This window comes from Priestia sp. KCTC 13724, from assembly GCF_056820425.1.
Map to the genome: position 1 here is coordinate 1 of NZ_JBXDLD010000128.1, position 811 is coordinate 811.

Genomic DNA, 811 nt, shown 5'->3' on the forward strand with positions numbered 1-811 from the left:
TGGAATAATTTCTCTTTCTACTAGTTCGTCATACAGCTGGGTTGATTTCTCCAAGAGGCTCGCACTATATTTTTCGATTGATTTGCGCCAGACAAATGTGAACTTATTGGCATTTGCTTCAATCTTCGTTCCATCAATGAAGATTGCTTCATTATCAATCTCGTTCTCTTGAATAAGTTGACATCGAAACTGGACAAAGCACTCACGAAGAAGCACTTGAACTTCTGGGTGAACACGAAATCGATTGATTGTCCGATAGCTCGGTTCGTAACCTTGAGCTAGCCACATCATACGTATACGATCTTTGAGAAGCGCTTCAATTTTTCTTCCTGAAAAAACTGACTGTGTGTAGGCACATAAAATGATTTTCATCATCATGCGTGGATGGTAAGCAGGACACCCCGTTTTCTGTAAGAAGCCGGCAAAGGCTTCATCTGGAATATGTTCAACGAGATGGTGAACGGCGAAGGCAATATCATTTTCTTGCAATTTTATTTCTAAATCTAAAGGCAAAACCACTTGATTCATGTTATAATCTTTAAACATAAGGACCCTTCTTTCCGATAAGATTTTGTATGGTAACTTTATTTTATCAGAAGTGGTCCTTATTTTAATGTAAAAATAAACAAAGCCGGTGAAATTTTACTCGTCGTAAAATTTCACCGGCTTTTTCGGTTCAGAGGAGGGTTTTGTCCCAGCCTCTTTTTATTTTTTGTGGATAAATAATCGATAAAAGTTAAATTATCCTGAATTATTCATAGTTTTTCTAAAATAGGCTGATATGACTTATTTCATACACTTTTTTTGAATT

General features: G+C 36.3%; 1 protein-coding gene. It reads right to left on the bottom strand.

Features of this window, described 5'->3' with window-relative positions; translation table 11 throughout:
- The coding region (locus tag AC1UFB_RS15985; RefSeq protein WP_482589488.1) for a transposase at positions 1-546 on the bottom strand (546 nt) is incomplete at its 3' end.
- Between the last annotated feature and the right edge of the window lie 265 nt (positions 547-811).